Raw genomic sequence first — 19,682 nt, 5'->3', positions numbered from 1 at the left:
CCCGCCCTCGCCGCGCCCTCGCTAGAATGCACGGATGTCACGCCGTCTTACGCTCGTCCTCGGTGGCGCCCGCTCGGGCAAGAGCCACCACGCCGAACAGCTCGCGCTGCAATGTACGGGTCCCGTCACGTACCTCGCCACCGCGCGGGAGGGCGACGACGAGATGCAGTTGCGCGTGGCCCTGCACCGCGCGCGCCGCCCCGCCGCGTGGGGACTCGTGGAAGAGCCCGTGCACCTGGCGGAAGCGCTCTACACACACGCCCAGCACGGCGGTTGCGTCCTGGTCGATTGCGTGACGCTGTGGCTCAACAACCTGCTGTTCGGCGACCCGGCCGCGCCGCACGCCTACCCCGACACCGGCGTCATCACCCCGCCCGAGGCCTGGACGCACGAGATCGACGCGCTGCTCACCGCGCTGCCGCTGGTGCCCGGCGACATCATCCTGGTGAGCAACGAGATCGGACTGGGCGTGGTACCGATGGGCGCCGTCACGCGCTTCTACGTGGATGAGCTTGGACGGCTGAACCAGCGCCTCGCCGCATTGGCCGACAACGTGCATCTGCTGGTCGCGGGCATTCCGATGGTCGTGAAGGGGCCGGCACTCGGCGCGACGAAGTGAGTGCCATGCTGGGCGGCGTGTTCGATCTCGGGTGGCCACTCGTTGCGTTCGCTGCGCTCGGGGGCGTGCTGCTTGATCGCCTGTTCGGCGAGGTGCCGCGCTGGCATCCGCTGGTCGGCTTCGGGCGCATCGCCACTGCCGTGGAACGCGCCATGAACCGCAGGCCTGCCGCGCTGGCGTGGTCGCGCACCGCCGGGCTCATCGCGTGGGCGATCGCCGTCCTGCCGTTCGTGCTGGTGGCGGGGTGGTTCGTCACCGGGGCGCGAGGCGCCTCGCCATGGTGCGTGACGGCGCTCGATGCCATCGCGCTCTACATCGCCATCGGCGCACGCAGCCTGCATGACCACATCGCCCCGATCGCGCTTGCGCTGCGCGATGCCGATCTGCCCCGCGCACGCGCACTGGCGTCGCGCATCGTCTCGCGCGACCTGCACGATGCCGACGGCGAGCCCATTGCTCGTGCCGCCGTGGAATCGGCCCTCGAGAACGGCAGCGACGCCATCTTTGCGCCGCTGTTCTGGCTCGTCGTGGCAGGCGCCCCCGGCGTGGTGCTGTACCGGCTGGCCAACACGCTGGACGCGATGTGGGGCTACCGCAATGCGCGCTTTGCCGGTTTCGGCTGGGCAGCCGCACGCATCGACGACGTGCTCAACTGGGTGCCCGCCCGGCTCACGGCCACGAGCTATGCGCTGCTCGGCCACACCGGTGATGCGCTGCGCTGCTGGCGCGCACAGGCGCCGCAATGGTCGAGCCCCAACGCAGGCCCGGTGATGGCCTCCGGCGCCGGCAGCCTGCGCGTGAAGCTTGGCGGCACCGCGCGCTACGAAGGCGTGGATGAGCCGCGCCCACCGCTGGGCACCGGCGCGCCCGTCGCCGCGGCCGACATCACGCGCGCACTGGCTCTGGTCTCGCGCACGCTGTGGTGGTGGCTGGCCATCTTGGGCAGCCTCGCCGTCATCGCGTGGAGCGCGTCATGAGCGGCATCGTCCATGGCGGCAACCTGGCCGCCGCCCGTGCCCGCTACGGCGAGCCGGCCGGTGGTTGGCTGGATCTCTCGACCGGCATCAATCCGCGCGGCTATCCCGTTCCGCCCATCCCGGCTGATGCCTGGCTGCGACTGCCCGAAGACGATGGGCTCGAAGTGCAAGCCGCCGCGCATTACGGCGTGAGCGATACGCGTGCGGTGCTGGCGGTGGCCGGCTCGCAGGCGGCCATCCGCGGGCTGCCGGCGTTGCTGCCGCGCGGGCGCGTCGGCATTGCGCAGACCGGCTACAGCGAATACGCGCCGGCCTTCGCGCGAGCCGGCCACACCGTCGTACCGCTGCCCGAAGACGCGTTCTTCACCGACCTGCCGGCCAACGTGCGGCATCTCGTCGTCGTCAACCCGAACAACCCGACCGCACGCCTGCTGCCCGCGCAAACGCTGCGCGACTGGCATGCGCGCCTGCTTGTGCGCGGCGGCACGCTGATCGTCGACGAGGCCTTCATCGAGGCGTTCGACGATGGCCCGACGATGGCGCCGTTGGCGGGGGCGCCGGGCCTGGTGGTCCTGCGTTCGATCGGCAAGTTCTATGGGCTGGCCGGAGCGCGCATCGGCTTCACGCTGGCTGCGCCGGAACTCGTGGATGCGCTGCGCGACGCCTTGGGCCACTGGACCGTCAACGGCCCGGCGCGCGCCGTGGTGCGTGCCGCGCTGGCCGACGCGCCGTGGCAGAGCGCCACGCGCGCGCGCCTGCAAGCTGAAGGCGCGCGGCTGCATGCGTTGCTGGATCGCCACGGCCTGCGCAACACCGCCACGCCGCTGTTTGCCTGGGCACCGACGGCCGAGGCACCGGCGCTTCACGCACGGCTGGCGCGGGTCGGCGTCTGGACCCGCCTGTTCGATGGGCCCGTCGCGGGCCTGCGCTTCGGCTTGCCTGCGGATGAACCCGGATGGCAACGCCTGGACGATGCGTTAGCATCGCTGTCGCTTTCCGCATGACCGCCTCCCCCCGCCCCGTTTGATGACAGTCCGTTTCAGCCACCTTGCCCGCGGTGTTGCCGCGCTCGGCCTTGCCGCCCTGCTCGCCGCGGTCGCCCCCGCCCTTGCCGCAATCTCCGTCACCGACGACACCGGCGCCGCCGTCACGCTGCAACGCCCTGCGCAGCGCATCGTCAGCCTTGCGCCGCACGCCACCGAACTGCTGTTCGCGGCGGGCGGCGGCGCGCGCATCGTCGGTACCGTGACGTACAGCGACTACCCGCCCGCCGCCCGCGACATTCCGCGCGTGGGCGACAACCGGTCGCTGGACCTCGAGCGCATCGCCGCGCTCAAGCCCGACCTGGTGGTCGTCTGGCGCCACGGCAATGCGCAGAAGCAGCTCGACCGGCTCCGTGCGCTTGGCATTCCGCTGTTCTTTTCTGAACCGCATCGCATGGCGGACATCCCGCGCTCCATCGAAGCGCTCGGCACGCTGCTCGACACGCGCGCCAGCGCCCACGACGCCGCGCAGCAGTTCCGCCAGCGCGTCGATGGCCTGCGCAACCGCTACAGCGGCCGCCCGCCCGTGACGGTGTTCTACCAGGTGTGGGAACAGCCGCTGATGACGCTCAACGGCCAGCACATCTTCTCCGACATGCTGGCGCTATGCGGCGGCCGCAACGTGTTTGCCAGCGAGCCGCTGCTGGTGCCGACGGTCTCGGCGGAGGCTGTGATCGCGGCCAACCCCGAGGTGCTGCTGACGGCCAGCATGGGCGCCACGCAGGGCAATCGCCCCATCGACACGCTCGACGGCTGGAAGCGCTGGCCCCAGTTGCAGGCCGTGCAGCGCGGCAACCTCTTTACGATCAACGGCGACCTCATCAACCGCTTCGGGCCACGCCTGGTGGAGGCCGCCACGCAGTTGTGCGAAGACCTGGAAGAGGCGCGCACGCGGCGGCTCGGGATGCACGCCAGGATCGGACGCTGACGTTGGCCGCGCGTCGGGCGTAGCGCCTCATCGGTTCCAGAACAGCAGCACCGGCAAACCGTCGGGCTGCACGCGAAAGCCGCACGCGGCGCCCCATTGCAGCGGCCATTGCAGCGTTTCGGCCAGCGGACGCTGCAGCCAATGGGCAGCCAAGGCGCGCATGCAGCCGGCATGCGTGACCGCCCACACGCACGATGCCTCGGCGGCCGCGGTGGCTTCCGCCCAGGCGGTCACCCGCGCCAGCAGGTCCGCCGCCGATTCGCCGCCATGCGGGTTCCCGTGCACGAGGTCATGCGCCCACCGATCCACCTGGGCGCGCGGCAGGTCGTCCCACTGGCAGCCTTCCCAGGTGCCAAAGTCCAGCTCCATCAAGCGGGCATCGATTTCGACAGCACGCACCTCGGCCACGCGCGCGATCGCCTCCGCTGTCAGGCGGCTACGTTGGAGCGGGCTTGCCAGCAGGCGGTGCGGCGCGTGTGCGGTGAGCTTGTCGACGATGGCCGAAGGATGCGGGTCCATCGGGTCGGCCAGCGGCAGGTCGGTGCGGCCGTAGCACAGCCCGGCCGTCATGGCAGGCCGCGCATGGCGGATCAGGATGAAATCCACGCCAGCAGCCCCCACAGGATCAGCAGTTCAAAGAGTTGCTGCGCCATCCCCAGGCAATCGCCGGTGATGCCGCCGATGCGGCGCACGAAGTAGCGGCCCAGCAGCCAGCGCGCAACGATGAGCCCCACGACAACGAGCGCTGCACACACGGCCCCGAACCACAGCAGCGGCACGATGCCGAATGCACTGGCCCACAGCGCTCCGGCCCAGCGCATGCGTTGGGCGACGGGCTTGGCCTTGCCTTCGGTGCGCACGTAGTCATGCGTGAGGAGGTAGCTCACCGCGGCTGCACGGCTGGCGGCATGGGCACAAACCATTGCTGCGAGGATCGCCGTGCCATGCGACGCCATCGCACTCAGCAGTTGCCACTTGAGCAGCAGCGCCATGCACACCGCAATCGCCCCGAACGCGCCGATGCGCGAGTCGTGCATGATGCGCAGGCGGTCTTCGGCTGTGTAACCGCCGCCGAAGCCATCCGCGCAATCGGCCAGGCCGTCTTCGTGGAACGCGCCGGTCAGCAGCAGCGTGGCCGCCATCGACACGGCCACTGCCACGCCGGGCGCAGGCACGGTGCGCGACACCAGCCAGTACACCGCCGCAGCCACCGCGCCCACCAGCCAGCCCACCAGCGGAAAGTACCGCGCCGCGCGATTCAGCCCGGCCTGCCAGGTATCGGGACCGAGCCCGACCCACGCCGGTACGGGGATGCGGGTGAAATACCCGACCGCCATCCACAGCGCCTGCCAGTGTTCGCGCAACGGGTTCATGGCTACGCGCGCTCGCTCACGCCGGCGCTGGCGAAAGTCGCCATCTCGCGCAGGAACGCCACGGCAGACACGACCAGCGGATACGCCAGCACCGCCCCGCTGCCCTCGCCCAGCCGCAACGACAGCGACAGCAGCGGTCGCGCATCGAGCACCTCCAGCAGCGCGCGATGCCCGCGTTCATCCGACACATGGCCGAATACGCAATAGCGCAGCACGCCGGGCGCCACGCGCGCCGCCACCAGCACGGCCGCCGTGGCGATGAAGCCGTCGACGAGGATGACCATGCGCCGCCGCGCCGCCTCCAGGACCGCGCCGACCATCGCTGCCACCTCGAAGCCACCGAAACAGGCGAGCACGTCAAGCGGCGCCTTCACCTGTGCATGCCGCGCCATGGCGGCTTCCAGCACGGCGCGCTTGCGGGCCAGGCCCGCATCGTCCAGCCCGGTGCCGCGACCGACGCATTGCGCCACCGGCAGATCGCACAGCCGCGCCATCAGGCAGGCAGCCGACGCCGTGTTCGCGATGCCCATTTCGCCGAGTGCAATGACGTTGCTGCCGAGCGTCGCGTGGTGCGCCACCCGCTGGGCGCCGAGCGCGATGGCGCGGTCGCGCTCCTCGGCGGTCATGGCGGGCTGCTGGGCGAAATCGCGCGTGCCCGGGCTGATGGGCGCATCGACCAGGCCCGGTGTGTCGCCTGCCCACAGCGGCGCGGCGACGCCGGCGTTCACGACTTCGAGCGCAAAGCCGTGCTGGCGGCAAAACACGTTGACCGCAGCGCCACCCGCCACGAAGTTGAGCACCATCTGCGCCGTCACGGCCTGCGGATACGCGCTCACGCCGGCATGGGCGATGCCGTGGTCCGCCGCGAACACCACCATGGCCGGGCGGATCAGTTGCGGCGCCTCGGTGTTCTGGATCAGCCCGATCTGCACGGCCAGCGCTTCGAGCCGGCCCAGCGCGCCGAGCGGCTTGGTCTTGGTGTCTACGGCGGCCTGCAGACGCGCGCGCAGTGCGTCATCAAACGGGGGAATGCGCATCGCGGGGGCCATCACAGTTCCACCCCCGGCTGCGCCTGGACGCCCTGCGAAAACGCGTGCTTGACGAGTGTCATGTCGGTCACGGTATCGGCCGCTTCGATCAGCTCGGGTGGCGCGCCGCGCCCGGTGACGACGACATGCTGCGCTGCCGGCCGGGCGCGCAGGTCGGCCAGCACCGTCTGCACGTCCAGGTAGTGGTATTTGAGCGCGATGTTCAGCTCATCGAGCAGCACCAGGCCAATCGACGGATCGTTCAGCAGCTCGCGGGCGCAGGCCCACGCGGCTTGCGCCTTCTCGATGTCGCGCGTGCGGTCCTGCGTTTCCCACGTATAGCCTTCGCCCATGACGTGGAAGCGGCATTGCTCGGGAAACCGCCGCAGGAAACGCTCTTCGCCGGTGGGGATCGCGCCTTTGATGAATTGCACGACACCCACCTGCATGTCGTGCCCCATCGCGCGGATCACCATGCCGAAGCCCGAGCTCGATTTGCCCTTGCCGTTGCCGGTGTTGACGAGCAGCACGCCGCGTACGTCGGTGGCGGCCGCGATCCTGGCGTCCACCACGGCCTTCTTGCGTTGCATGCGGATGCGATGGCGGGCATTGAGGCCGCCGTCTTCGTTTTCAGGCATGGTCATCGGGGTCATCCGGAATCAGTGCCGTGCGGCGGCCGTCGGCCACCTCGGCAATCGGGGTGCGCAGCACGCGCGCGCAGTGCTCGGGCGTGAGCACGTTGGCTGCCTTGCCGGCAATCGTGTGGCCCGCGCCGTCCATCAACAGCGCATGGGTGGCAAAGCGGCGCGCGAGGTTCAAATCGTGCACGGTCAGCATGACGAGCCAGCCGTGCTTGCGGCAGCCTTCAAGCAGCAGGCGGAGCACGGCAATCTGCTGATGCAAGTCCAGGTGCGCGACGGGTTCGTCGAGCAGCAGCACGCGAGCGTCCTGCGCAATCACCGAGGCGATCGCCACGCGCTGCCGCTCGCCGCCGGAAAGTGTGCGGACGTCGCGCTGCGCCAGCGGCTGCAGGTGCAGCGCAGAGAGGGCAGCATCGACAGCACGTGCATCGGCATCGCCCTCCCATTCCCAGCGCGCGAGGTGGGGATGGCGGCCCGTCATCACGGCGTCATGGACGGAGACCGGAAACGTGTCGTGCAGCGTCTGTGGCAGGAAGGCGCGGCGGCGTGCCAGCGCCACGGCTGGCCAGTCGGCGAGCGGCGCCCCGTCGAGCGTGACGCTGCCGCCGTCCGGCGCGCGCAGCCCTGCAAGCACCGAGAGCCACGTCGATTTGCCTGCGCCGTTGGGGCCGACCACGCTCCAGAGCTGGCCGGCCGTCGCCGTCATCGACAGGCGCCCGATCAGCACGCGCCCTTCCACCGCCACACGCAGATCGTGCAAGGCCAGTTCGGGCGCCGCCTCCATCTGCGCAAATGCCGGCGGTGCGGGTGTGCGGCGCAGCCAGCTCATCGCGCGCTCCGCATCAGCAGGTAGAGGAAGGTGGGCACGCCGATCATCGTGGTGATCACGCCCACCGGCAGTTGCGTCGGCGCGATGAGCGTGCGGGCGATCAGGTCGGCCAGCATCAGCAGGCCGCCGCCGGCCATCGCGGTGGCGGGCAGGTGGATGCGCACGTCGCGCGTCCACGCCAGGCGCACCATGTGCGGCACGAGCAGGCCGACAAAGGCGACGGAGCCTGCCATCGTCACGGCCACGGCGGTGCACAGCGACGCCACCACGTAGATCAGCGCCCGCACGCGCGCCACCGGCACGCCGAGCGCGCGGGCGCGCATCTCGCCCGCGAGCAGCACATTGAGGTCCCGAGCATGAGGCAGCACCACGGCCACCGCCGCCACCAGCGCAATCAAGGCGCCGACGTAACGATCGGCGCCGCCAAGGTCGCCGACCATCCAGAAGATCATGCCGCGCAGCTTGTTCTCGGGCGCGACCGTCAGAATGAGGGTAATGAGGCCAACCCAGCCCGAAGCCATCACCACGCCGCCGAGCAGCAGACGCGCATTCGCTTCGCCGGGTTCACCGCGCCACAGGTGCTGGCGCGCCAGCGCTGCCACCAGCGCCATCGACAGCAACGCCCCCGCGCCGGCACTGGTCTGCACCGCCCACCACGGCAGCGAAAACAGCATCGCCGTGAGGGCCGCCACCGCACCGCCGCCCGACACGCCCAGCACATACGGATCGGCCAGCGGATTGCGCAGCAGCATCTGCATGAGCGCGCCCGCAAACGCGAGCAGCCCGCCGGCCGCAAATGCCGCGCCCGCACGCGGCAGGCGCAGCTCGGTGACGATGCCTGCTGCCAGGCCATCGCCGCCGCCAGTCAAGGCCCGCCAGACTTCTGCAGGCGACAGCCGCACGCTGCCGAGCATCAGCGACGCCAGCAGCACCACCACGCACGCGAGGGCCAGCAGCGACCACAGCCGCCAGGCAAAACCGCGTGCCGCGCGAGCGGGCAGTGCAGGTGTCGTCATCGCTTCGGTTCGTGCTGTTGCCACGACAGCGTGAAGAACACTCCACGCGATGCCGTGTTGTACGGATAGATCAACTGGTAGTTCTTGTTCGTCACGTTCTCCAGGCGAGCGGACAACGCCCAGTCGCGCGTGATCTGGTAGCGGCCGACGAGGTTCAGCACGCCGTAACCGCCCAGCGCCCTCGTCGAGTCCTGCCGATCACCCGCCGCGTTCCACTCCACGCCCGCCGAGAACGGCCCGACCGTCTTGTACGCCGAGACGCTGCCGAAGTGCCGTGCACGACGCGACAGCAACTGGTTGGCCGACAAGTCCTGCGGGTTCTGCATGGTAAAGCTGGCGCGCACGTCCACGCCATAGATGGAACCGCGGTACGAAGTCTCGACGCCGTTCACCCGCGCGCGGTTGACGTTGGCAGCCGCGCAGTTGAACGCGGCATCGCACACGGAGGTGATCAGGTTGCTGTAGTCCGTCTCGAACACCGTCATGCGGACCAGGCCGATCGCGCCGTTATATTCCACGCCGCCCTCCACCGAGCGCGCCTTTTCCGGCTGCACGTTCGGGTTGCCGAAGAACGGGTAGTACAACTCATTGAAGCTCGGCGCGCGGAAGGCGTTGCTCACGCTCGCCACCGCCTTCCACTGCGGGTTGAACGCAAAGCCGTAGCCGGCGTAGTAGCTGTTGGCGCCGCCGAAATCCGAATAGCGGTCACGGCGCAGATTGAGCTGCAACTGGTGCGGGCCGAACTTGCCTTCGTAGCCGATGTAGCCGGAGTCGACGTTGCGCGTGGGCACATCGTAGGCGTCGCTGTCGATGCTGGTCTGCAGATGTTCCAGGCCGACCTTGAGCAGCTGGTTCGGCAGGAAGGTCCAGTCGTTCTGCCAGCTCGCCGTCTGGTTGCGCGTGTTGAAACGCGCGGGCACCTGCGGCACGCCGTTGGTGAAGTTCAGGCTGCGGTCATCCCCTTGCGAGAGCGTCACGCGCGTCTTCCAGTCCTGCGTCACCTTGCCATCCACGAAGGCGGACATCGAGCGCACCACGTTGTGCGCCGTGTTGATGTCGGTCGGCTTGCCGAAACTGCTGTCGTAGCTGACATCGCCCCAGGTCTGGAAGTACGTCAGCCCCGCCTGCCAGTCCGCAGAGAACCGATGCGACAGCTGCGCCGACACGCTCTTGTTCGTGTAGGGGTTGTCGTTCGGGTTCGCTTTCGGCGCCAGTAGCGGGTTCATGGTCGAGAACCCGCTGGTCTTGAACTCAGACACCGACACGGCGAACGACGTATCGCCACGCTCGCCCACCGACCCGCTGATGCCCGCCTGCGCGCGCTTGGTGTTGCGCGCGCCGTATTCGATCTCCGCATTGGCCAGCGGCGCATGGCCGCGACCGCTGCGCGTGAAGATCTGCACCACGCCACCGACCGCGTCCGAGCCATAGAGCGCCGACACATTACCGCGCACGACTTCGATGTGGTCGATCTGGTCTGCCATCAGTTGCCCGATCTGCGCGCCGCCCGATGTGCCAGAACTCACACGCACGCCGTCAATCAGCACCAGCGTCTGGTTGGAACTGGCGCCGCGCATGAACAGGCTGGCGTTGGTGCCGGGGCCGCCGTTCTGGGCGATTTCGATACCGGCCTCGCGGCGCAGCAGCGTCACCGCATCCGGCGCCTGCGAGCGCTCGATGTCGGTGCGGCTGATGACCGTGGTGTGCGGCAGCGCATCGGAGAGCGGCTGCTCGCCCCGCGAGGCGGTCACCACGGTCGGATTCAGTTCACCCACCGGCGTCCCGTTCGCCTGTGCATTGCTTTGTGACCAGGCCGGCGCAACCGCACCTGCCATGACCCCTGCAACAACCCCCAATCGTGCACCGGCAAGCGCACGCATGGCCGTCCGGGGCTTCCGGAGTGGCCGCTTTGTAGTCAAGCTCATGTTGAAAAGACAAGAAGCGTCAGCCGGACCCGTTCCCCCGCGGGTCGCTGGCAGCAGGATCTCGATGCGGTTCCCTCACATCGGCTCTGGACCGGCTCACGGTCCGTGGCGAGCAGTCCGACGTCGGCCCCGGGAGCGCAGCCGTACACGGGGTACGGCGGGCATCACAGGGCCAAGCTCGGGCGGCGCACCCGGATCGTTGACCGATCCTCTGAGATCCACCGTCCTGGCCGGTATCCGGGCTGGCGAAGCGGCCCGTCCGCCTTCCCATTCCCAAGGGAACAGTGGCTTGGTTGGACAGACCGCGCGGCGCCCATCTTCTTGGCGAGATGGCGGGCACCGCGACGTTCGCTTACCGTTGCGGGGGCAGCGCAGGTTGGCGCATCGCTTTGGGGGCGCGCGCTCCCTGCTTCCCGTTTAACTGCAGATGGTGCTGCGGGCACCAGGACGCCGCGAAGTTTAACGCCAAACGCCGTCCTGCTCGCCAAATAAGCCCGTCGCCCGTTGTGCCCCGCGCGCCGCCTCGCATTGCGCATCCGTATGGAGGACAGGCGCTGCCGCAGCGATGGGCTAAAATCCCCCCACTCGATTCCGATTGACAACCAATGCTGAACGAACTCGAACAACTTGCCGACAAGCTCACGCGCGTGCTGCGTCACGCCGACGCGCTTGCCGCCGAGAACCAGCGCCTGCGCGCCGAAGTCGAGCGGCTGCAGGCCGAGGCCGAGACCGCCAGGACCGAGCGCGATGCCATGGTCGCTGATCGCAGCGTGCTCAATGCCAAGATCGAGGAAGCGCAACTGCGCATCCAGTCGATTCTCGACAAGCTGCCCACGGCCACCGACGCCCGGCAGCTTGACCTCCTCGGCCAGGCCGCCGGCGATGACGCCACCGCCGCCCCTGCCCCGCATCCGGAGACCTAAGCATGAGCAGCAAGCAGATTGAAGTGAACATCGCCGGGCAGGCTTACAAATTTGCCGTCTCGCCCGAAAACGAAGCCGCGCTGCGCGAAGCCGCCGCCATGGTGGACACCCAGATGACGCGCATCAAGAACGGCTCGAACACCAAGGGCATCGAGCGCGTGGCCGTCATGGCCGCCATCAGCATCGCCTCGGACCTGCTGTCGATGCAGCGCCAGGCCGCCGCCGATGCCGCGCTGCCGGTCGACACCATCCGTGCCAAGCTGGCCGACCTGAATGCACGCGCCGATGAAGCGCTGCGCCAGTACGGCGAAGTCGTTTGACCCCATACAAAACGTGTTTGTAACCGGATCGCATCCGGGCTTGGGTTCGGATGCGAACGGGTGTATAGTGTCACCCAATGGCTTCCGGCAACTGCCCGCAAACCCTTTCAACATAAGGCTTTAGCGGCTCCAGACTCGAGAAAAATCGGTTGCCTGCGATGAATTCTCAGACGCATCGCCATGCATCAAAAGCAGCGTGACGATGCGTCTGACAGTTTCCCTGCCTGGTTCGCCAAGGTCATACATTCCTTGAACCGATAAGCATTGCTTGGTGCGGGACATGCCGTGTGGGCGCGCGCGTCTTCCGGTGCACAGCATGCGACGAAAGTCGTGTGCTCCCTGCGCCGGTGATGTACCCGAAATGCGGCTTCCGCAGCCACTCTGAACCGTACTTGGGTTCAGGAGGCGGGCCTAGCGGCCGAGGTGGGGACCCAACAAAGGCGGTCGTGCATTGCGCACGATCGCCTTTTCTTTTGCGTGCTGCGTGGTGCAGCCGCATCGCCGTGTTGCTATGCTGCGCACACCGCCACTTCCGCTCGCGCACCATGGCCGCCCAATACTGGCTGATGAAGTCTGAGCCCGACGAGGCCAGCATCGACACGCTCCACGCCCAGGGCACGTTGCCCTGGACGGGCGTGCGCAATTATCAGGCACGCAACTTCATGCGCGACCGCATGCGCATCGGCGATGGCGTGCTGTTCTACCACTCGTCCTGTCCGCAGCCAGGTATTGCGGGCTTGGCGGAAATCTGCTCGACGAGCTACCCCGATCCGACGCAGTTCGACGCCAAGAGCCCCTATCACGACCCCGCATCCAAACCGGACGCACCGCGCTGGATGCTCGTCGACGTGAAGTTCGTGCGCAAATGCGCGCTGATCGACCTGCCCACGCTGCGCGCGCACGAGCAGCTCGCCGACATGACGGTGCTGCAGCGAGGCAATCGCCTGTCGATCACGCCCGTCACCCCCGCGCAATGGCGCTACATCACCACCAAATTGATGCGCGATCCTGAGTGAATGGCGTGCTTCGGCTGGGAATTGTTACAAACGTGATGAACGATGCGCGCGGCGCCCAGTCAGAAGCATCACATTGCTTTTTTGGGAGAACACAATGAAATCTGTCCTGGCCGCAACCATTCTGGGGACTGCAATGATGACGACCGCTGTCGCGCAAGCCGCACCTGAGACGAATCATTCGGGCGTGCTCTCGCTGGATGCCCAGGCCGTAGCTGAAGTCCCCACCGACACCGTGACGCTCACGCTGGCCGCCGAGCAGGAAGGTGCCGACCCGGGCACGATCTCGACGGCCCTGTCACGCAAGGCGGATGAGGTCATCAACCAGGCCAAGCGGACCTCCGGCGTGCAGGCGGAAACCGGCGGCTTCAACATCTATCCGAACACCGATCGCAATGGCAAGATCAGCGTGTGGCGGGGCCGCGCGGAAGTGCGCCTGACCTCGAAGGATTTCGCGGCCGCCTCCAAGCTCGCCGGGCAGCTGGCCAATCAGATGCAGGTGCAGAACGTGAACTTCACGCTCTCGCGCGAGGCGCGCACGGCGGCGGAAGCCAAGCTGATCGATCAGGCTGTGAGTGCATTCCGCGACAAGGCGCTGGCAACCACCAAGCTGTTTGGCTACACGAGCTACACGATCCGCGACGTGCACGTGAGCGAGGGCAGCAACAATCCGGGCCCGCGTCCGATGATGCGCATGGCAGCCGCTCCGGCATCGTTCGATTCGGCGCCGGTGCCCATCGAGGGCGGCAAGGCGCAGGTCACGGTGACGGTTTCCGGCGCCGTGCAGATGCTGAAATAAGCCGCGAGCCGGTCCATGAAAAAAGCCACCGAAGTTCGGTGGCTTTTTCTTTGCGCGGCGGCGACGTCAGGCGTGTGCCTGGCTTTTTGCACCGTTGCCTGCACGACGATAGGACCAGACCAGCATGGCGATGCCGATCAGGATCATCGGCAGCGACAGCCACTGCCCCATCGACAGGTTCATCGCCAGCAGGCCGAGGAAGTTGTCCGGCTCGCGTGCAAATTCGGCGGCGAAGCGGAACACGCCGTAGCCCACCAGAAACGCCCCGGACACGGCGCCCATCGGCCGGGGCTTGCGCGCGTACAGCCACAGCAGGATGAAGAACAGCACGCCCTCGCCGAGGAACTGGTAGATCTGCGAGGGGTGGCGCGGCAGCATGTGGTACTGGTCGAAAATGGCCTGCAGGCCGCTGGTGACGGCCTCCTGCGCATGCGAAAGCAACCACTCGCGGTCTTCGCCCTGCGCCTGCGGGAACATCATCGCCCACGGCAGGTTGGGCGACGACACGCGTCCCCACAGCTCACCGTTGATGAAGTTGCCCAGGCGCCCTGCGGCAAGCCCGCACGGCACCATCGGCGCGATGAAATCGGTCACCTGCATCCACGAGCGGCCGCGCATGCGCGCATACAGCATCATCGCCACGACCACGCCGAGAAAGCCGCCGTGGAACGCCATGCCGCCTTCCCAGACCTTGAAGATGTCGAGCGGGTGGGCGAAATACCAATCGGCCTTGTAGAACAGCACGTAGCCGAGGCGCCCACCCAGGATCACGCCGAGCACGCCGTAGAAGAGCATGTCGTCGAGGTCGCGGCCGGTCCAGCCTTCAGCGGCGATGTGCGGCTGGCGCGTGCGCAGGCGGCCGAACCACAGGAACATGATGAACGCCGCCAGATACATCAGGCCGTACCAGCGGATGGCGAGCGGCCCCAGATGCAGGGCGACGGGGTCGAATTGCGGATGGATGAGCATGAATCCTGTGTTTCAGGTTTGGTTGTCTTCTTGCAGCCTGGCGACCGCTTCGGCGCTGGCCACGAACCACGGCAGCACCGGTGAGGCCGCATCGCGCCGCCACACCAGGCCGGTCTCGATGACGGGGCTCGGCGCGGCGAGTTCAAGATAGACCACGCCGGTCCGCTGCAGGTTGCATAGCGAAGCCGGCACCAGCGCCACGCCCATCTCAGCCGAGACGAGGCTGACGATGGTCTGCATCTGGATGGCTTCCTGGCCGATGCGCGTGGCAGCCCCGGCGTCTTCAGGCCGGCCGCCGTGCGCGGCATGATAGCCGGTAATGATGTCATACAGCGCAGGCGCGGACCGGCGCGGGAAGATGATGAGCGGCTCGGCCGCAGCGTCGGCCAACGGGAACGGCTGGCCCGGCCCGATGCCCCACCGCGCGGCCCGCGAAGCCGGTACGGCCAGCACGAGCGGCTCGCGCACCAGCGGGCGGTATTCCAGCTCGCCGGGCACCGAGCCGGCGTGATGCGCAATCACGATGCCAGCATCGACTTCGCCGGCCAGAAGCGCCTCGATCTGCACATCGCTGGTGGCCTCGCGCAGCTGCAGCTGCACGTCCGGCCGCGCGTCACGAAAGTGCCGCAGCACGGCGGGCAGGATGCCGTAGTCAGCCGTGCTGACGAAGGACAGCGACAGCGAACCGACTTCCCCGCGCGCCAGGCGTTGGGCCAGCGCCGGTAGTGCCCCGGCCTCGGCGAGGACGCGCCGCACCTCGACGAGCCACCGCGCCCCCACCGGCGTGAGCGCGACCGAACGCTGCGTGCGATGGAACAGCGTGACGCCGAGCTCCTCTTCCAGCGCGCGAATCTGTTGCGACAGCGGCGGCTGCGTCATCGCAAGCCGCTCGGCAGCGCGACCGAAGTGCAGCTCTTCGGCCACCGTCACGAAATAGCGCAGTTGGCGCAGGTCCATGTCAGCGATTGATATGTTTTATGAATCAATAGGCTATCAATAATATATTTGACGCGCCTTTCGTCCAAGCGCATGCTGAGCGCCACAGAACAACGCCCACGGAGACCCCATGCCAGATAACAAGCGTTCCCAGCACATCACGCAAGGCGTGGCGCGCTCGCCCAACCGCTCGATGTATTACGCGCTGGGCTACAAGAAGGAAGATTTCAACAACCCGATGATCGGCGTGGCGAACGGCCATTCGACGATCACGCCCTGCAACTCGGGCCTGCAGAAACTCGCGGATGCGGCCGTGGCTGCCATCAAGGAGGCGAAGGCCAATCCGCAGACCTTCGGTACGCCGACCATCTCCGACGGCATGTCGATGGGCACCGAGGGCATGAAGTTCTCGCTGATCTCGCGCGAGGTGATTGCCGACTGCATCGAGACCTGCGTCAACGGCCAATGGATGGACGGCGTGGTCGTCATCGGCGGCTGCGACAAGAACATGCCCGGCGGCATGATCGCCCTGGCGCGCACGAATGTGCCGGGCATCTACGTGTACGGCGGGACCATCAAGCCGGGGCACTGGAAGGGCAAGGACCTGACCATCGTGTCGTCGTTCGAGGCCGTGGGCGAATTCACCGCCGGTCGCATGAGCGAGGAAGACTTCGAAGGCGTGGAGCGCAACGCGTGCCCCACCTCCGGTTCGTGCGGCGGCATGTACACGGCCAACACGATGAGTTCGTCGTTCGAGGCGCTCGGCATGTCGCTGCTGTATTCCTCGACGATGGCCAATCCTGACCAGGAGAAAGTGGACAGCGCCGCTGAATCGGCCCGCGTGCTGGTCGAGGCGGTGCGCCACGACCTCAAGCCGCGTGACATCATCACGCGCAAGTCCATCGAAAATGCCGTGGCCGTCATCATGGCCACGGGCGGCTCGACCAACGCGGTGCTGCACTACCTCGCCATCGCGCACGCTGCCGAAGTGGAGTGGACCATCGACGATTTCGAGCGCATGCGCCAGCGCGTGCCGGTCATCTGCAACCTCAAGCCGTCAGGCCAGTACGTGGCGACCGATCTGCACGCGGCCGGCGGCATCCCGCAGGTCATGAAGATCCTGCTCAACGCCGGCCTGCTCCACGGCGATTGCATCACCATCACCGGCAGGACGCTCGCCGAAGAGCTCGCGCACGTGCCCGACGAGCCGCGCGCGGATCAGGACGTGATCCTGCCGCTTGACCGTGCGCTCTACAAGGAAGGCCACCTCGCGATCCTGAAGGGCAACCTGGCGCCGGAAGGCGCCGTGGCGAAGATCACCGGGCTGAAGAACCCCGTCATCACCGGCCCGGCCCGCGTGTTCGACGACGAGCAGAGCGCGATGGACGCGATCCTGGGCGATCGCATCCAGGCCGGGGACATTCTCGTGCTGCGCTATCTCGGGCCCAAGGGCGGCCCGGGCATGCCGGAAATGCTCGCGCCAACGTCGGCCATCATCGGCAAGGGCCTGGGTGAGTCGGTGGGCTTCATTACCGACGGTCGCTTCTCGGGCGGCACGTGGGGCATGGTGGTGGGGCACGTCGCGCCGGAAGCATACGTCGGCGGGACAATCGGGCTGGTGCAGGAAGGCGACTCGATCACCATTGACGCGCACCAGCGCCTGCTGCAGCTGAACGTGCCGGACGACGAGCTCGCGCGCCGCCGCGCCGCATGGAAGCAGCCGGCGCCGCGCTACACCCGTGGCGTGCTGGCGAAGTTCGCGAAACTCGCGGCACCGGCCAGCAAGGGCGCCGTGACGGATTGAGTCCGGACGGCGTCCCAACAAAAAACCCGCCATCGGCGGGTTTTTCTTTTGCGGAATCAGCGCTGCGGCGGCTTGCGCTCGGCAGCCAGCGCATCCTCCAGCGCCGCACCGAGCCAATCCATCAGCCGGGCCTCCAGCGTGCGGGTCAGGTCGGCGGCCAGTTGCTCGCTCAGCAGTGCCAGGCGCGATTCCATGGCCTCGCGGCATTGCGTTTCGATCAGCGCAGGCCACTCGGTCTGGAAGCGCCACATCACGTGGCCCATCACGCGTGCGGCGTCGGTGCCGGCGGGCGGCATGGCTGAGGTGGGCGCCAGACCCTGCTCGCGCAGCGCGGGCGGGACGACGTTCGCCGGCGCCGAAGCCGGCTCTGCAACCGGCTCAGCCACGGGCGGGGCGTCGTCCAGCTCGACGATCTCCGTCAGAACAGGGATGTTGTTGTCCGCTTGCGAGCCGGGATAGCGTCCGTCGCTCATGCGCGCCCCACGTCGTGGTGTTGGATCGGATAACCGCGATCGCGGTAGAAGCGGAAGCGCTCCCGGGCAGCGGCGCGGTCGGCATCGTCATCGCCGACGATCTCGATCAGCCGCTCGAAGCGCGCAAACAGCGGTGGCGGATCGAACGACAGGTTGACGAGGATGTCGTGATGCGGCGCGTCGTCCAGCGGCTCGGATGCATCGGCCAGCAGGATGGGCGTCTGGGCGGCCAGCGGGTGCCGCAGGCCGCAATGCGGGAGGAAGTCGAGTGCGCTGAAGGTCCACAACTGCGTGTCGAACGCTTCGAGCGCGGCGCGATCCCCCACCACGATCACGTTCTGGCCCGCGCCGTAAGCCTTGCGCACCAGCCGGCAGGCGTAGGCCAGCTTGCCGGGCACGTTGCTGTGGAAATCGACGCGGGTCATACGATGCCTTGCCTGCGATGGATCAGCCGCGGTCCATCAGGAAGCGCGTAAGCAGCGGCACCGGCCGGCCCGTGGCGCCCTTGGCCGCGCCGCTCTTCCAGGCGGTGCCGGCGATGTCCAGGTGGGCCCAGTCGTACTTCTCGGTAAAGCGTGCCAGGAAGCAGGCCGCCGTCACGCTGCCGGCCGGCCGGCCGCCGATGTTGCCCATGTCGGCAAAGTTGGACTTGAGCTGCTCCTGGTACTCCTCGTCCAGCGGCATGCGCCAGGCGGTGTCGAGCGACTGCTTGCCGGCAGCGATGAGCGCATCGGCCAGCGCATCGCTGCGGGCGTACATGCCGGTGTTGACGTGGCCGAGCGCGATGATGCAGGCGCCCGTCAGTGTGGCCACGTCGATCACCACGGCCGGCTTGAAGCGCTCCACGTAGGTGAGCGCGTCGCACAGGATCAAGCGGCCTTCGGCATCGGTGTTCAGGATCTCGATGGTCTGGCCCGACATGCTGGTGACCACGTCGCCCGGCTTGGTCGCGATGCCGCTGGGCATGTTCTCGCAGGTCGGCACCACGGCGATGACGTTCTGCTTGAGGCCCATCTCGGCCACGGCGCGCAGCGTGCCGAGCACGGACGCAGCGCCGCACATGTCGTACTTCATCTCGTCCATGCCCTCGCCCGGCTTGAGCGAGATACCGCCCGTATCGAACGTGATGCCCTTGCCGACGAGCACGACCGGCGCCTGCTTGGGCGACCCGCCCTCGTAACGCAGCACGATGAACTGCGGCGGCTCTTCGCTGCCCTTGGTGACGGCCAGGAACGCGCCCATCTTCAGGGCTTCGATCTGCTTGCGGCCGAGCACCTCGACCTTCAGCTTGAAATCCTTGGCGATCTGGCGCGCGGTGTTGGCCAGGTAGGTCGGCGTGCAGATATTGGACGGCAGGTTGCCCAGGTCACGCGTGAGGTCCATGCCGTTGGCGATGGCGGTGCCGCGGGCGGCGGCCACGCTGGCGGCCTTGGCGTCGGCCGCCGGCACAGCCAGCACGACCTTGCGCAGGCCGCTGGCGGCGCCGTTCTTGTCGCGCTTGCTCTTGAGTTCGGGATGGCGCTCGATGAAGCGGTAGCTCGCTTCGCGGATGAGCGTGACGGTGGTCAGCACGGACCAGGCGGTGTCCTTGTCGCGGGCGGACTGTTCGGTGAGCGTCCACGTGACGTTGGCGGCCTTGGTGCCGGCCAGCGCGCGCAGTGCGGTACGCACGGCTTCGGCATAGGCCCGGTCGGTCAGGTCGGCCTCCTTGCCGAGCCCGACCAGCAGCACGCGGGCGGCGCCCACGCCGGCCACTTCGTGCAGCAGCAGCGACGTGCCGCGCTTGCCTTCAAAGTCGCCCAGCTTGATCAGGCGGCCCACCAGGCCCTTGGTGGCTGCGTCCAGCGCCTTGGCGGCGCCGGCCAGGGTCTGCGACTCGAACAGACCGATCACGAGGCAATCGCTCTTGGCGGCCAGGGCGCCCGCTTTGGCCCAGTCCAGGGCTTTTGTGCTAAATTCCATCGCGCTTCTCTCTATGAGGCGAGTCAACGAAAGCCCACATTATCCGCGATTTTGCGCGGTGGGCTCCGGTGGAATCCACATCGGGCAAGACCTCGCCCTCCATC

The 19,682-nt window shown here is 67.9% G+C and carries 21 protein-coding genes, 1 other RNA gene and 1 riboswitch; of the genes, 10 read left to right on the top strand and 12 right to left on the bottom strand.

Annotation, left to right across the window (positions count from 1 at the left end; translation table 11 throughout):
• Positions 1 to 34 precede the first annotated feature (34 nt).
• Genes cobU through A6M56_RS10475 form a run of 4 tightly spaced genes read left to right on the top strand, consistent with a single transcriptional unit; the run spans position 35 to position 3,567 of the window.
• Positions 35 to 619, top strand: coding sequence for a bifunctional adenosylcobinamide kinase/adenosylcobinamide-phosphate guanylyltransferase (gene cobU / locus A6M56_RS10490; protein WP_045787456.1), 585 nt, complete (start codon positions 35 to 37; stop codon positions 617 to 619).
• 5 nt (positions 620 to 624) lie between these two features.
• The gene (cbiB, locus tag A6M56_RS10485; protein ID WP_254171169.1) at positions 625 to 1,596 is read left to right on the top strand and encodes an adenosylcobinamide-phosphate synthase CbiB; all 972 of its coding nucleotides are present in this window, start codon (positions 625 to 627) and stop codon (positions 1,594 to 1,596) included.
• The gene (gene cobD / locus A6M56_RS10480) at positions 1,593 to 2,600 is read left to right on the top strand and encodes a threonine-phosphate decarboxylase CobD (RefSeq protein WP_045787458.1); all 1,008 of its coding nucleotides are present in this window, start codon (positions 1,593 to 1,595) and stop codon (positions 2,598 to 2,600) included. The genes cbiB and cobD overlap by 4 nt, the downstream gene beginning before the upstream one ends.
• Before the next feature lie 22 nt (positions 2,601 to 2,622).
• Positions 2,623 to 3,567 (top strand): cobalamin-binding protein, encoded by a 945-nt coding sequence (locus A6M56_RS10475; RefSeq protein WP_045787459.1) that lies wholly within the window; start codon positions 2,623 to 2,625, stop codon positions 3,565 to 3,567.
• A gap of 27 nt (positions 3,568 to 3,594) precedes the next feature.
• Here A6M56_RS10475 and cobC read toward each other — a convergent pair whose 3' ends face one another.
• From cobC to A6M56_RS10440, 7 genes are read right to left on the bottom strand one after another with little or no spacing between them, the layout of a single operon-like run.
• Positions 3,595 to 4,173 carry an alpha-ribazole phosphatase gene (cobC, locus tag A6M56_RS10470; RefSeq protein WP_062737820.1) on the bottom strand — a complete coding sequence of 193 codons (579 nt, stop codon included), beginning with the start codon at positions 4,171 to 4,173 and terminating at the stop codon, positions 3,595 to 3,597.
• Entirely contained in the window at positions 4,158 to 4,940 is a 783-nt protein-coding gene (locus A6M56_RS10465) for an adenosylcobinamide-GDP ribazoletransferase (protein WP_045787461.1), read from the bottom strand. Before A6M56_RS10465 ends, cobC begins: the two co-directional genes overlap by 16 nt.
• 2 nt (positions 4,941 to 4,942) lie before the next feature.
• A complete protein-coding gene (gene cobT / locus A6M56_RS10460; protein WP_102080039.1) occupies positions 4,943 to 5,989 on the bottom strand; it encodes a nicotinate-nucleotide--dimethylbenzimidazole phosphoribosyltransferase in 1,047 nt (348 codons plus the stop codon).
• Complete coding sequence (cobO, locus tag A6M56_RS10455; RefSeq protein ID WP_102080040.1) at positions 5,989 to 6,612, bottom strand: cob(I)yrinic acid a,c-diamide adenosyltransferase; 624 nt, start codon at positions 6,610 to 6,612, stop codon at positions 5,989 to 5,991. Before cobO ends, cobT begins: the two co-directional genes overlap by 1 nt.
• Complete coding sequence (locus tag A6M56_RS10450) at positions 6,599 to 7,438, bottom strand: ABC transporter ATP-binding protein (RefSeq protein ID WP_062737823.1); 840 nt, start codon at positions 7,436 to 7,438, stop codon at positions 6,599 to 6,601. The genes cobO and A6M56_RS10450 overlap by 14 nt, the downstream gene beginning before the upstream one ends.
• Positions 7,435 to 8,454, bottom strand: a complete 1,020-nt coding sequence (locus A6M56_RS10445) for a FecCD family ABC transporter permease (protein WP_104610425.1) — start codon at positions 8,452 to 8,454, stop codon at positions 7,435 to 7,437. The genes A6M56_RS10450 and A6M56_RS10445 overlap by 4 nt, the downstream gene beginning before the upstream one ends.
• On the bottom strand, positions 8,451 to 10,334 hold the full coding sequence (locus tag A6M56_RS10440) for a TonB-dependent receptor domain-containing protein (protein WP_102080042.1): 1,884 nt from the start codon (positions 10,332 to 10,334) through the stop codon (positions 8,451 to 8,453). Before A6M56_RS10440 ends, A6M56_RS10445 begins: the two co-directional genes overlap by 4 nt.
• A gap of 256 nt (positions 10,335 to 10,590) precedes the next feature.
• Positions 10,591 to 10,841: riboswitch (cobalamin riboswitch) on the bottom strand.
• A gap of 143 nt (positions 10,842 to 10,984) precedes the next feature.
• Between A6M56_RS10440 and A6M56_RS10435 the strand changes: the two genes are divergently transcribed.
• From A6M56_RS10435 to A6M56_RS10420, 5 genes are all read left to right on the top strand, one after another.
• Positions 10,985 to 11,302: a hypothetical protein gene (locus A6M56_RS10435; protein WP_045787467.1), complete on the top strand. Its 318-nt coding sequence runs from the start codon at positions 10,985 to 10,987 to the stop codon at positions 11,300 to 11,302.
• A 2-nt stretch (positions 11,303 to 11,304) separates the two neighbouring features.
• The gene (locus A6M56_RS10430) at positions 11,305 to 11,622 is read left to right on the top strand and encodes a cell division protein ZapA (protein ID WP_102080043.1); all 318 of its coding nucleotides are present in this window, start codon (positions 11,305 to 11,307) and stop codon (positions 11,620 to 11,622) included.
• Between the two features lie 214 nt (positions 11,623 to 11,836).
• Positions 11,837 to 12,056, top strand: a non-coding RNA gene (gene ssrS / locus A6M56_RS24285) — 6S RNA.
• 111 nt (positions 12,057 to 12,167) lie between these two features.
• Entirely contained in the window at positions 12,168 to 12,638 is a 471-nt protein-coding gene (locus tag A6M56_RS10425) for an EVE domain-containing protein (protein WP_062737974.1), read from the top strand.
• Between the two features lie 94 nt (positions 12,639 to 12,732).
• A complete protein-coding gene (locus tag A6M56_RS10420; protein WP_045787469.1) occupies positions 12,733 to 13,434 on the top strand; it encodes an SIMPL domain-containing protein in 702 nt (233 codons plus the stop codon).
• A 66-nt stretch (positions 13,435 to 13,500) separates the two neighbouring features.
• On the opposite strand, the gene lgt is transcribed toward A6M56_RS10420, so the two are convergent.
• Positions 13,501 to 14,403 carry a prolipoprotein diacylglyceryl transferase gene (gene lgt / locus A6M56_RS10415; protein WP_045787470.1) on the bottom strand — a complete coding sequence of 301 codons (903 nt, stop codon included), beginning with the start codon at positions 14,401 to 14,403 and terminating at the stop codon, positions 13,501 to 13,503.
• Between the two features lie 12 nt (positions 14,404 to 14,415).
• Complete coding sequence (locus tag A6M56_RS10410) at positions 14,416 to 15,360, bottom strand: LysR family transcriptional regulator (protein WP_102080044.1); 945 nt, start codon at positions 15,358 to 15,360, stop codon at positions 14,416 to 14,418.
• A 109-nt stretch (positions 15,361 to 15,469) separates the two neighbouring features.
• Here A6M56_RS10410 and ilvD point away from each other — a divergent pair, with 109 nt between their 5' ends.
• Positions 15,470 to 17,143 carry a dihydroxy-acid dehydratase gene (gene ilvD / locus A6M56_RS10405; protein WP_102080045.1) on the top strand — a complete coding sequence of 558 codons (1,674 nt, stop codon included), beginning with the start codon at positions 15,470 to 15,472 and terminating at the stop codon, positions 17,141 to 17,143.
• Positions 17,144 to 17,199: 56 nt separating this feature from the next.
• On the opposite strand, the gene A6M56_RS10400 is transcribed toward ilvD, so the two are convergent.
• From A6M56_RS10400 to A6M56_RS10390, 3 genes are read right to left on the bottom strand one after another with little or no spacing between them, the layout of a single operon-like run.
• Complete coding sequence (locus tag A6M56_RS10400) at positions 17,200 to 17,616, bottom strand: DUF2486 family protein (RefSeq protein WP_102080046.1); 417 nt, start codon at positions 17,614 to 17,616, stop codon at positions 17,200 to 17,202.
• Positions 17,613 to 18,041, bottom strand: a complete 429-nt coding sequence (locus tag A6M56_RS10395) for a DNA polymerase III subunit chi (RefSeq protein ID WP_045787474.1) — start codon at positions 18,039 to 18,041, stop codon at positions 17,613 to 17,615. The genes A6M56_RS10400 and A6M56_RS10395 overlap by 4 nt, the downstream gene beginning before the upstream one ends.
• A gap of 22 nt (positions 18,042 to 18,063) precedes the next feature.
• A complete protein-coding gene (locus A6M56_RS10390) occupies positions 18,064 to 19,578 on the bottom strand; it encodes a leucyl aminopeptidase (RefSeq protein ID WP_045787475.1) in 1,515 nt (504 codons plus the stop codon).
• Positions 19,579 to 19,682: the final 104 nt, after the last annotated feature.

The sequence above is a fragment of the Ralstonia sp. RL genome, assembly GCF_001683835.1.
Classification (GTDB): domain Bacteria; phylum Pseudomonadota; class Gammaproteobacteria; order Burkholderiales; family Burkholderiaceae; genus Ralstonia; species Ralstonia mannitolilytica.
The sequence above is the reverse complement of the archived record's forward strand: the minus strand, read 5'-3'. Positions and strand labels throughout refer to the sequence as shown.

Excerpts from the sequence above, each read along its gene's own strand:
- cobU (WP_045787456.1), top strand. The coding sequence starts at position 35 with ATGTCACGCCGTCTTACGCTCGTCCTCGGTGGCGCCCGCTCGGGCAAG.
- cbiB (WP_254171169.1), top strand. The coding sequence starts at position 625 with ATGCTGGGCGGCGTGTTCGATCTCGGGTGGCCACTCGTTGCGTTCGCT.
- cobD (WP_045787458.1), top strand. The coding sequence starts at position 1,593 with ATGAGCGGCATCGTCCATGGCGGCAACCTGGCCGCCGCCCGTGCCCGC.
- A6M56_RS10475 (WP_045787459.1), top strand. The coding sequence starts at position 2,623 with ATGACAGTCCGTTTCAGCCACCTTGCCCGCGGTGTTGCCGCGCTCGGC.
- A6M56_RS10465 (WP_045787461.1), bottom strand. The coding sequence starts at position 4,940 with ATGAACCCGTTGCGCGAACACTGGCAGGCGCTGTGGATGGCGGTCGGG.
- cobT (WP_102080039.1), bottom strand. The coding sequence starts at position 5,989 with ATGGCCCCCGCGATGCGCATTCCCCCGTTTGATGACGCACTGCGCGCG.
- cobO (WP_102080040.1), bottom strand. The coding sequence starts at position 6,612 with ATGACCATGCCTGAAAACGAAGACGGCGGCCTCAATGCCCGCCATCGC.
- A6M56_RS10450 (WP_062737823.1), bottom strand. The coding sequence starts at position 7,438 with ATGAGCTGGCTGCGCCGCACACCCGCACCGCCGGCATTTGCGCAGATG.
- A6M56_RS10445 (WP_104610425.1), bottom strand. The coding sequence starts at position 8,454 with ATGACGACACCTGCACTGCCCGCTCGCGCGGCACGCGGTTTTGCCTGG.
- A6M56_RS10440 (WP_102080042.1), bottom strand. The coding sequence starts at position 10,334 with ATGCGTGCGCTTGCCGGTGCACGATTGGGGGTTGTTGCAGGGGTCATG.
- A6M56_RS10435 (WP_045787467.1), top strand. The coding sequence starts at position 10,985 with ATGCTGAACGAACTCGAACAACTTGCCGACAAGCTCACGCGCGTGCTG.
- A6M56_RS10430 (WP_102080043.1), top strand. The coding sequence starts at position 11,305 with ATGAGCAGCAAGCAGATTGAAGTGAACATCGCCGGGCAGGCTTACAAA.
- A6M56_RS10425 (WP_062737974.1), top strand. The coding sequence starts at position 12,168 with ATGGCCGCCCAATACTGGCTGATGAAGTCTGAGCCCGACGAGGCCAGC.
- A6M56_RS10420 (WP_045787469.1), top strand. The coding sequence starts at position 12,733 with ATGAAATCTGTCCTGGCCGCAACCATTCTGGGGACTGCAATGATGACG.
- lgt (WP_045787470.1), bottom strand. The coding sequence starts at position 14,403 with ATGCTCATCCATCCGCAATTCGACCCCGTCGCCCTGCATCTGGGGCCG.
- A6M56_RS10410 (WP_102080044.1), bottom strand. The coding sequence starts at position 15,360 with ATGGACCTGCGCCAACTGCGCTATTTCGTGACGGTGGCCGAAGAGCTG.
- ilvD (WP_102080045.1), top strand. The coding sequence starts at position 15,470 with ATGCCAGATAACAAGCGTTCCCAGCACATCACGCAAGGCGTGGCGCGC.
- A6M56_RS10400 (WP_102080046.1), bottom strand. The coding sequence starts at position 17,616 with ATGAGCGACGGACGCTATCCCGGCTCGCAAGCGGACAACAACATCCCT.
- A6M56_RS10395 (WP_045787474.1), bottom strand. The coding sequence starts at position 18,041 with ATGACCCGCGTCGATTTCCACAGCAACGTGCCCGGCAAGCTGGCCTAC.
- A6M56_RS10390 (WP_045787475.1), bottom strand. The coding sequence starts at position 19,578 with ATGGAATTTAGCACAAAAGCCCTGGACTGGGCCAAAGCGGGCGCCCTG.